This window comes from Streptomyces sp. NPDC058665 (assembly GCF_042714995.1).
GTDB lineage: Bacteria > Actinomycetota > Actinomycetes > Streptomycetales > Streptomycetaceae > Streptomyces.
Window position 1 is genome coordinate 1 of sequence record NZ_JBHXRX010000123.1, and the last position, 8,285, is coordinate 8,285.

Annotated in this window: 9 protein-coding genes and 1 pseudogene; 3 read left to right on the forward strand and 7 right to left on the reverse strand. The window is 66.4% G+C overall.

Annotation, left to right across the window (positions count from 1 at the left end; all coding sequences use genetic code 11):
- Positions 1–1,013: 1,013 nt before the first annotated feature.
- From ACFWV8_RS37790 to ACFWV8_RS37800, 3 genes are all read right to left on the reverse strand, one after another.
- Positions 1,014–1,895 (reverse strand): SDR family NAD(P)-dependent oxidoreductase, encoded by an 882-nt coding sequence (locus tag ACFWV8_RS37790; protein WP_384215010.1) that lies wholly within the window; start codon positions 1,893–1,895, stop codon positions 1,014–1,016.
- A complete protein-coding gene (locus ACFWV8_RS37795; protein WP_384215013.1) occupies positions 1,892–2,365 on the reverse strand; it encodes a MarR family winged helix-turn-helix transcriptional regulator in 474 nt (157 codons plus the stop codon). The genes ACFWV8_RS37790 and ACFWV8_RS37795 overlap by 4 nt, the downstream gene beginning before the upstream one ends.
- A gap of 159 nt (positions 2,366–2,524) precedes the next feature.
- Complete coding sequence (locus ACFWV8_RS37800; protein WP_384215014.1) at positions 2,525–3,103, reverse strand: TetR/AcrR family transcriptional regulator; 579 nt, start codon at positions 3,101–3,103, stop codon at positions 2,525–2,527.
- A gap of 148 nt (positions 3,104–3,251) precedes the next feature.
- On the opposite strand from ACFWV8_RS37800, the gene ACFWV8_RS37805 reads away from it, so the two are divergent.
- Positions 3,252–4,013 (forward strand): SDR family NAD(P)-dependent oxidoreductase, encoded by a 762-nt coding sequence (locus tag ACFWV8_RS37805; protein ID WP_384215015.1) that lies wholly within the window; start codon positions 3,252–3,254, stop codon positions 4,011–4,013.
- A gap of 222 nt (positions 4,014–4,235) precedes the next feature.
- On the opposite strand, the gene ACFWV8_RS37810 is transcribed toward ACFWV8_RS37805, so the two are convergent.
- The 4 genes from ACFWV8_RS37810 to ACFWV8_RS37825 all read right to left on the reverse strand — a co-directional run bounded on the left by ACFWV8_RS37810 (position 4,236) and on the right by ACFWV8_RS37825 (position 6,776).
- Positions 4,236–4,475, reverse strand: a complete 240-nt coding sequence (locus ACFWV8_RS37810; protein WP_384215016.1) for a transposase — start codon at positions 4,473–4,475, stop codon at positions 4,236–4,238.
- Positions 4,476–4,617: 142 nt separating this feature from the next.
- Positions 4,618–4,872, reverse strand: coding sequence for a hypothetical protein (locus ACFWV8_RS37815; protein ID WP_384215017.1), 255 nt, complete (start codon positions 4,870–4,872; stop codon positions 4,618–4,620).
- Between the two features lie 149 nt (positions 4,873–5,021).
- Positions 5,022–5,372 carry a hypothetical protein gene (locus ACFWV8_RS37820; RefSeq protein ID WP_384215018.1) on the reverse strand — a complete coding sequence of 117 codons (351 nt, stop codon included), beginning with the start codon at positions 5,370–5,372 and terminating at the stop codon, positions 5,022–5,024.
- Positions 5,373–5,912: 540 nt separating this feature from the next.
- Entirely contained in the window at positions 5,913–6,776 is an 864-nt protein-coding gene (locus ACFWV8_RS37825) for an SDR family NAD(P)-dependent oxidoreductase (protein ID WP_384215019.1), read from the reverse strand.
- Between the two features lie 203 nt (positions 6,777–6,979).
- Between ACFWV8_RS37825 and ACFWV8_RS37830 the strand changes: the two genes are divergently transcribed.
- Complete coding sequence (locus ACFWV8_RS37830) at positions 6,980–7,867, forward strand: helix-turn-helix transcriptional regulator (RefSeq protein ID WP_384215020.1); 888 nt, start codon at positions 6,980–6,982, stop codon at positions 7,865–7,867.
- A gap of 203 nt (positions 7,868–8,070) precedes the next feature.
- Positions 8,071–8,285 (forward strand): annotated as a pseudogene (locus tag ACFWV8_RS37835) (hypothetical protein); the annotation flags it as partial.

Consider the following 8,285-nt stretch of genomic DNA (forward strand, 5'->3'; position numbering starts at 1 on the left):
CTCGGACATCTATGTCCCCACCAGGTGACAGGGCCAACTGCCCTGCCTCCGTGGCGAGGTGAGCGAAGCAGCGGTCGGAAGAGCCGAATGGAGCTCCACCGCAGTTGCTTGCGGCAGCACACCTTGGCCATGAGGACGCTGTCATGCCTCCTGTCGTACCACTGCCGAAGGTCGCCTCAAACCGGGCCCCTTGGCAGCGGTGCGAACCCTATGGTCCCCGCGGGGGCGCGTTGGACGATTCCACGTTGATACCGAGGGCGGCAGCGTGCTCGACGGGTTGGTGAAGGAAGCCGCTAGCCACCGACTGTCCACCCACGCTTTGCGGATGCTCCGGCAGCCCACTGCGACTTTGTCGATCAGATCCGCGTGCCGACGACGGCGCCCTGGACCCATGGACCTCACCGTCGGCTTTTCGAACGAACGACTGACAAGCGCGGAGCCGGTCCCGGTGGCACCTGGAGCCGATACGCCGCGAGCGATGACACACGGTCACCTGCAGGCTGGACTTTGCAGAGAACTGGCGACAGTTGAATACGCGAGCTGACCAGTGTCACACCCCACGTTCGGGGCAAGCCGCGTCGTCTGCTCGTGTTCCCCCGGGTGGGTGTAGTACGAGTCGGCGTCCCGTTCGGCCAGTTGACCAGGGCAGCCCAGGATCAGGAGCACGCGCTCAGGCAGACTTCCACGACCTCATAACTTTACCTTACGGAAGGTACAGTTATGAGCCTCGTGAACGGCAGTGATGTGCCGTCCACCTGGCCTTTCGCGGCCTCCCGAACCCGCCGCGGACGGTGCGGCCGGGCCGGCGTCCTGAAGACCCGCACCTCGGCATCGCTCCCTGGGCGGCTGGATCGTCGACCGGGATGAGGCGCCGGGCCGGGAAGAGCCTGGCCAAGCACAAGCAGGGGTGGTGTGGCACCTCGCGGAGCGCAACGAGGGGCCTGACGCCGCAGAAGGCGACGCCGCAGATGCAGTCGCAGAGCGCGGTGGGCGTTTCCCAGGCCCGGACGGGCTTACCTCGTGAGGGGCGCCACCCCGAGGAGGGCTGCGGTCTTGGTGTAAACGGTGTTGGCGAGGGTGTCGTTCAGAGCCAGACGCGAAGGGGTGTCCGGCCGGGACTTGCTGAAGAAGCCCCCACTGGGGCGTGGTGCGGGCGAGGCGGTGGCGAGCCAGACTGGGGTCTGCACCCCTTCGTCCGGGGTGATGGCGAACGGTCGGAACAGCGGGGCGGTCAGCCGCATCAGCCCGCCGGCGTTGCTGTTCATTGCGGTGCCCTTGACCATGCCCGGATTGGCGTTGTAGACGCTCGTACCGTCGGGAAGGCGGTGTGCTAGTTCTCGCGCGGCCAAGAGGCTGACGAGCTTACTCGTCGCGTAGACGTTGATCTGGTTGTAGAAACGGTTGCTCCACGATGTTCCCGCCACATCCGGATCGGCGGCGTCGAGCTTGCCTCGCTTTTCCACAAACGAGGACATATTGATGATCCGCGCCTGGGGTGCAAGCGCTCTTTCGGCCAGCAAGGCGTGTGTGAGCAGGAATGGAGCGTGGTGGTTGAGCGCGTAGGTGCGTTCCACTCCGTCCGTCGTCTGCTCGTACCGGGGGAAGGCTGCCCCTGCGTTGTTGATGAGGATGTCCACTGGGTGGCTGTCGGCCGCCAGTTCCGCGGCCAGCGCCCGTACCTGCGACCACTGCTCCAGGTCAGAGATGTACGTCCTCGGCGGGGCCGCTCCACTGCCCGAAGGGGCCAAGCCATGCAGGCGTTCAGCGGCGTCCCGAGTGCGCGACGCGTCCCGGCCGACGAGGACGACGCTGTGTCCGGCCTTGACCAGTTGGCGTGCCGTCACCAAACCCAGACCCGAAGCTCCGCCCGTGATGACCGCGGTCTTGCTGCTCATCGCTGTTCCTCTTCCGGGGTGACCATGACGTTGACGGTCTCTCCTGTCGGGTGGTTGACGTCGATCGCTTGGCGGAGAAGTGCGTGCAGGCGCAGCCTGCTCTCGTGGTCAAGGCGGGCGAAGGGTGAGTGCTCGGTGGTGTGCTGGATGACGCGATCACGCAGCGCGCACCCCTCGGAGGTGAGCTGGATGACTTTCACGCGGCGGTCGGTGGGGTGGGGCACGCGGCGGACCAGGCCGCGCTTCTCCAGCCGGTCAATCATCGATGTGGCGGTCGAGGCGTCGCACTGCAAGCGGTCGGCCAGTCGGCGCGCGGTCATCTCCGGCCCGCGACTCAGCCTCCACAGCGCATCGGTCTGGGTATCGGTCAACCCCGCTTCCCTGGCCAGTTCCTTGAGCTCGGTATGCACACGGGCACGAATCGCGAACAGACAGTCGTGGAGCTCCTCGTTCAGCTGCAGATCATCCATGACCCCAATGTACATGGAGAATCCAATCATTGGAAAATCCATGCATTGTGTGGACGCTCCCACTCGAGCGGATTGGCCTGCGAGGACGCCACTCCTGTCGACTCCGGCTGCGGCGTGGCTCTCGGAAACGGTCGTTTGCCGACGCTTTCGAGATCGACATCAGCCCGCTGTGCCGTACCTGAGTCCGTCGAGGGTGAGATCGAGGAGGCGTTCGGCCTGCTCCCGTTGTTCGGGCTTTCCTGAGGCGAGAGCGACGCCGGTGAGGGCGGCGAACATGTCGGTCGCGTCGATGTCCGATCGGATGGTCCCGGCGGCGGTCGCGGCGTCCAGGAGCGAGGTGAGGGCGGTCATCATCAGCTCGCGGCTGTGGGCGTAGGGATTGATGCCGGAGTCGACGACGGCGCGGAGGGCCTGGGCCATCCCCAGTTTCGCGGTGGCGTAGTCGATGAAGCGCCCCATCCAGGCGCGGAGCGCCTCACGCGGCGGCATGGCCGCCAGGAGGTCGGGGGCGGCGTCGCACAGTCGGCTCAGTTCGTTGCGGTAGGCGGCCTCGATCAGCAGTTCCCGGGTCGGGAAGTTCCGGTAGAGGGTGCCGGAGCCTACGCCCGCTTCCTTGGCGATGCGCTCGAGGTGCGCATCCAGCCCCTCTTCCGCGAAGACACGTACGGCCGCCGAGAGGATCTTCTCCCGGTTGCGCCGCGCGTCGGCCCGCAGCGGGCGACCGGTGTCGGTGGTCATGGGGGGCCCTTTCGTTCGCCTGGACTTGCTAAGCGGGGGCGCCGCCGCTTACAGTCCACGGAAGTGGCGGCGCCTCCACTTTCGAGTGTAGAGCACATACCGCTGGTGTCCGCAGGGTGCGGGCAAACCCACTCAGAGGAGAAAAACGATGAGCCTCCCGCTCGAAGGCAAGGTCGCTGTTGTCACCGGCGGCGCGTCCGGGGTCGGCCTGGGGATCGCCCAGGAATTCGTGGACCAGGGCGCCCGTGTGGTCATCACCGACCTCCAGCAGGGACCGCTGGACGACGCGGTCGCCAAGGTCGGCCCGAACTGCTCGGGCATCGTGGCCGACGTAACCAAGATCGCCGACATGAAGGCCGTGTACGAGCAGACCACGTCCCGGTACGGGCAGATGGACGCAGTCGTGGCCAACGCCGGAATCGGCGCACACGCCCCCCTGGCGGACATCACCGAGGAGCAGTTCGACCGGACTTTCAACGTCAACGCCAAGGGCGTGCTGTTCACCATCCAGCCGGCACTGCCGTTCATGCAGCCCGGCGGAACGGTCGTCATCATCGGCTCGACCGCGTCCATCCAGCCCCCGGCCGGCATGGGCCTGTACGGCGGCTCCAAGGCAGCGGTGCGCGCCTTCATCCGATCCTGGATCCAGGACATCAAGGGCTCCGGGATCCGGATGAACGTCCTGAGCCCCGGCGCGGTCGACACCGAGTCACTGCGGCGCGCGGCGGAAATGGCGCAGGGCGCCGACGCCGTCTCCGCCATGGTCCAGAAGATGGGCGAGGGCAACCCGACCGGCCGGATCGCCGACCCCCGCGAGATGGGCAAGGCCGCGGCGTTCCTCTCCAGCGACGCCTCCAGCTTCATCACCGGCGTTGAGCTCTTCGCCGACGGCGGCATGGCCCAGGTCTGAGGACGCCAGGCCGTCACGGGCGCCCCAGCGACCCAGCCGCTGGGGCGGGCCCCACTCCCGCCGGCCGGCACCGGCTTGCAGATCCCATCCCACCAGTTCCAGCCCCGCCAGGACGCAACCACCTGCGATTCCCCTGTCCGGACCAGGTCCGACCGCGGCCCCGGCTCAATCCTCCGCTCCCCTCTCAGCTTGACTCTGTCGGGGATCTTGGTGTCGGCGGAGTCAACTGCCCAGGGTTCGCCAGGACTTCAGACGAGGGATCTCGCGCTGGTCGAGGTAGTTCTGGAAGGCCGTTGGCTGGCGGGGTGTGGGGGCTTCCTTAGCCGGTGACAGTCTGCTGAGGCGCTCGATGTTGACGGCGATGGCCGTCAACACGTGCTGGACATGGACCTTTCCCTGTCCTCGGTAGCGGCAGCGCCGCATACCGTGCCCGTGGGCGAACTCGTTGACCGTGCTCTCCACTCCGTTCTACGTCACCGACAACGGAATCAAGTGGCGCGCGATGCCCGTCGACTTCCCCGCCTGGGACCGCGTCGAGTAGGCCCCCTTTGCCGGGTCGCCAGTCAGAAAGGCAAGGCCCTGTGATCTGCACCAGGTGTTCAGGTCAGCGGGAGAGGAATTCGGTGGCTGCGGCATAGGCGAGGCGCGCGTCATCCGTGATTGCTACCGGACTCGCCGTACGCCGTTCAATCTTGCGCAAGGCTCGGACTGTTGCGTCCAGGTACCGGTTGAGGCTCACCATCTGGGTGGGTGTGCGGCAGTTGGGCAACACGGCCGCCATCTCACCGAGCCAGTACTCGGCGTCCTCGTCCAGGGTCAGTCCCTCTTGGTGTGTCAGGAGCCGCTCAGCGACGGGCATGAGCATTGCGTGGCGTTGCTGGGCAGCTTCCTGGGCTTGGCGTTCGGCTCTCTCCTGGAGTGCGATGCGGTGTTCTGCTTCCAGAACTGCCTGCGGGGTGCGACGTACTGGCCGCGCGTGAGGGGTGTCGTCTGTGAGCGTGGCGGCTTTCAGACGCTTGGCCTTGTTGTAGCCGCGCTTGGTGCCGCCACCGCGAGAGCCGGAGCCAGGTGCGCCCACTCCGCGCCGACGGCCCTTGCATCAGCTACGGCCCGTGCCTGGTGAATCTCCGTCTGCTCACGCAGATACTCCCAGAGCTGGACGCGCTTCAGGGCCGCTGCTCGCTGTGTTTCCGGACTGCTCTTCGTCGCGAGGACGTGGGCATGCTTCTCGGCGTACAGCAACGCGCCGTACAACCCGTCGTCCGAAGGCATCCGTTCAACGTCGGGGTCTTCGGCGTCTTCGTGGACCTGGCGGAGCTCGGCAACTACGGCCGTGGCATCGATGCTGCCGATACGCACCGGCGCTCTGAACAGCGGCTTCGTCGGCTTGGCTGTGCCGGAGCACGGTACTTGTCGTATGCCGGCGTTCCGACCTGCACCCAGCCGTCGAAGTTGCACGACATCTGTCAGAAATTTTGCCTGGTACTCTCGTCAGCCGCCCTCCAGAGGGGTGCAAGTTGGGCGTCTACACAGGTCAAGCCCCTGGTACGACAGTTGTCGTGCTCGGACGACAAGTACCGTGCTCCAGCACATTGGCGGTGGGTCGCCTATGTTTCGCCATGTAAGCGATTCTGCCCGCTGCAGGCGATTCACAGAATGTGAATCGAGCAGCCTCGCGTGGATTCGCGACCTTCTACGTCAACCCGCGCCATCAACTTTGCTACCAAATATGACCTTTCGTGGGGTGCTTGGGAGCTCCGCTCCAGCCTGGTTGCCCCGATCGCCATGCCCACCCAGTAGCGGCGCGCCCTGGGGCCACTCCGTCGCCACCGAGGAGCCGGGGGAGGGGGCGTCAAAATCTGGTGCTCACCTGCGCACCCGACCGAGCTGGGTTCTTCGTCAGTGCGTGACGCGCCAGTTCGGTGCTTGCGTCAACTGTGCGGAGTGTTCCCATAGTTTGCTTGCCGGTTCCGCATCACGGGCCTGGTCGTTGCGGGGTTCCTCGTGCTTGAAGCGATGGAAGTAGCGGCCGTTGACGCTGCCCGGATCATCTGTGGTGGCCAGGTACAGCAGTGGCTCCGCGCCCTTCTCGGGAGTGATCGCCGGACTGAGCCATGAGTGGGTGAGCACGGAGGCCAGCCGGTTGTCCCGGAACGCGTTGGTGGCGGTCATTCCTGGGTGGAAGGCTGTGGTGGTCACAGTCGTGCCGTGGATGCGGCGAGCCAACTCCTGTGTGAACAGGAGCGTGGCGAGTTTGGTCATGCTGTACACGCGCATCATTCGGTAGCGCCGACGGGTGCTGTTCAGGTCGTCCAGATCGATCCGGCCGCCCCGGTAGACATTGCTGCCGGTTTGGATGACGCGAGCGTCGGGTGACTGCTTCAGGTTGTCCAGCAGAAGGGTTGTGAGCAGGAAGGGCGCCAGGTGGCCAATCTGAAAGGTCCGCTCGTGCCCGTCCGGGGTCAAGCCGTGCGAGGAGAACAGCGCTCCGGCATTGTTCGCCAGGACATCGATGCGGGGATAGCGCTCAAGCAGTTCGGCGGCGAGACGGCGGACGTCATCGAGCCGACTGAAGTCGGCGAAGTGGGCGTGCCCACCCGCGCTCTGTGCCACAGCCTTCGTTGCGGGCACTGAGCGGCCTACAACCGCCACGGTCGCTCCGAGAGCGGCGAAGCGGTGTGCTGCCGCAGCTCCGATCCCCGAGCTCGCGCCGGTGACGATGACCGTTGCACCGCTCAGGTTCCGTGTCGTCCGCTCAACCATTGGGCCACCGCCCGGGAGCACTAATGCCGTAGTCGCACAGAGGAGCGGCCGACTCCGGAAGCGTGCGCACAATCGTGTCGGTTACGGGTTGGAAGAACATGGCGCAACTATTGATCGCTCCAGGCGTCCTTGCCAGGGCTCCGCTGATCCAGGGACTGACAGGACCAGGCTGGCGCCACCCCCGCAACCGTAGGCTGGACCGCATGACAAGCCGGAAAGGCAATGCCCTGGGCGACTACCTGCGCGCCCGCCGAGAGCTGCTGCGTCCTGAGGACGTCAGCCTGCCGAGGACAGCGGGCAGGCGCCGTGTCCCCGGTCTGCGGCGCGAAGAACTGGCTCTGCTCGCCGGCATCAGCGCCGACTACTACCTGCGCCTCGAACAGGGCAGGGACCGACGTCCCTCTCCACAGGTCCTGGACGCGATCGCCCATGCTCTCGGGCTTGACGAGGCGGCGCGGGCCCATCTGCACCGCCTGGCCACACAGACACAGCCCCGTCGCCGCGCCGCCCGGCGCAGCCCCGAACGCGTGCCTCCGGGCGTCCTGCGGCTCCTCGAATCCGGGATCGACACCCCCGCCTACGTTCTGGGCCAGCTGATGGACGTGCTCGCCGCCAACGACCTCGCGCAGGCTCTCTCACCGGTGTACGTCCCAGGCACCAACATGGTGCGAGCCATGTTTCTCGAACCCGGGCACGCGGAGATGCACGGACAGGACAAGCACGCATTGGCGAGCCTGGTCGCCTGCCTGTGCATCCGAGCGGGCCCCGATACCGACAATCCCCGGCTGGCGGGACTCGTCGGAGAGCTGTCGATACGCAGCGAGGCGTTCCGTCGTCTGTGGGCCCGCCAGGACGTGCGGTCTCCTGCCCGGGGCTCAATGAACATAGAGCACCCGCAGGTAGGGCCACTGGAGCTGCACTTCGAGAAGTTCCTCGTGCCCGACGCACCGGATCAGCAACTCGTCATCTTCAGCGCGGAGCCCGGCAGCCCCTCGGCCGAAGCACTCGCTTTGCTCGCCGCGCTGCCCAAGTGCCGCACGCCCAGCGACGCTCCATCAACACCCGAACCGCTCCAGCAGGCACACTCTTGAAGTCCTGCCGTTCCCCATCGGAGCGAGGCCGCTGCGCTACATCGGCGTCATGTGATGCATTCGTCGTGCTGCCGGGCGGTGGGAGTGCTCTGTGCCACGCTTCTCATGGCCACCGCCGACGGACCGCCGCCTGACACCGTGCCCCTCCGCTGACCCCACTTTCCCTTTCAATCACTCCGTCACCGATCCAGTCAGGACCAGCCATGTCGACAGCTGCCACCTCGCCCTACAACCCGCACGTCCCGGAGCCCATTGCAACCGACCACGCCCGTCGTCAGGTGGGATCACTGCTGGAGGACCTGCGGCCCGGCGCATGGGCAGCCACCGCACTTGAGCGCCGTATCGCCGAGATACTCACGGAGAGCACCACGACTGACGGCATGCTCACCGCCAGCCGCGTGCGTGCCGCCCTGTGGGA

Coding starts and splice junctions, on each gene's coding strand:
- ACFWV8_RS37795 (WP_384215013.1), bottom strand. CDS start 2,365: ATGGATGATCTGCAGCTGAACGAGGAGCTCCACGACTGTCTGTTCGCG.
- ACFWV8_RS37825 (WP_384215019.1), bottom strand. CDS start 6,776: ATGGTTGAGCGGACGACACGGAACCTGAGCGGTGCAACGGTCATCGTC.
- ACFWV8_RS37800 (WP_384215014.1), bottom strand. CDS start 3,103: ATGACCACCGACACCGGTCGCCCGCTGCGGGCCGACGCGCGGCGCAAC.
- ACFWV8_RS37805 (WP_384215015.1), top strand. CDS start 3,252: ATGAGCCTCCCGCTCGAAGGCAAGGTCGCTGTTGTCACCGGCGGCGCG.
- ACFWV8_RS37815 (WP_384215017.1), bottom strand. CDS start 4,872: ATGCCCGTCGCTGAGCGGCTCCTGACACACCAAGAGGGACTGACCCTG.
- ACFWV8_RS37830 (WP_384215020.1), top strand. CDS start 6,980: ATGACAAGCCGGAAAGGCAATGCCCTGGGCGACTACCTGCGCGCCCGC.
- ACFWV8_RS37790 (WP_384215010.1), bottom strand. CDS start 1,895: ATGAGCAGCAAGACCGCGGTCATCACGGGCGGAGCTTCGGGTCTGGGT.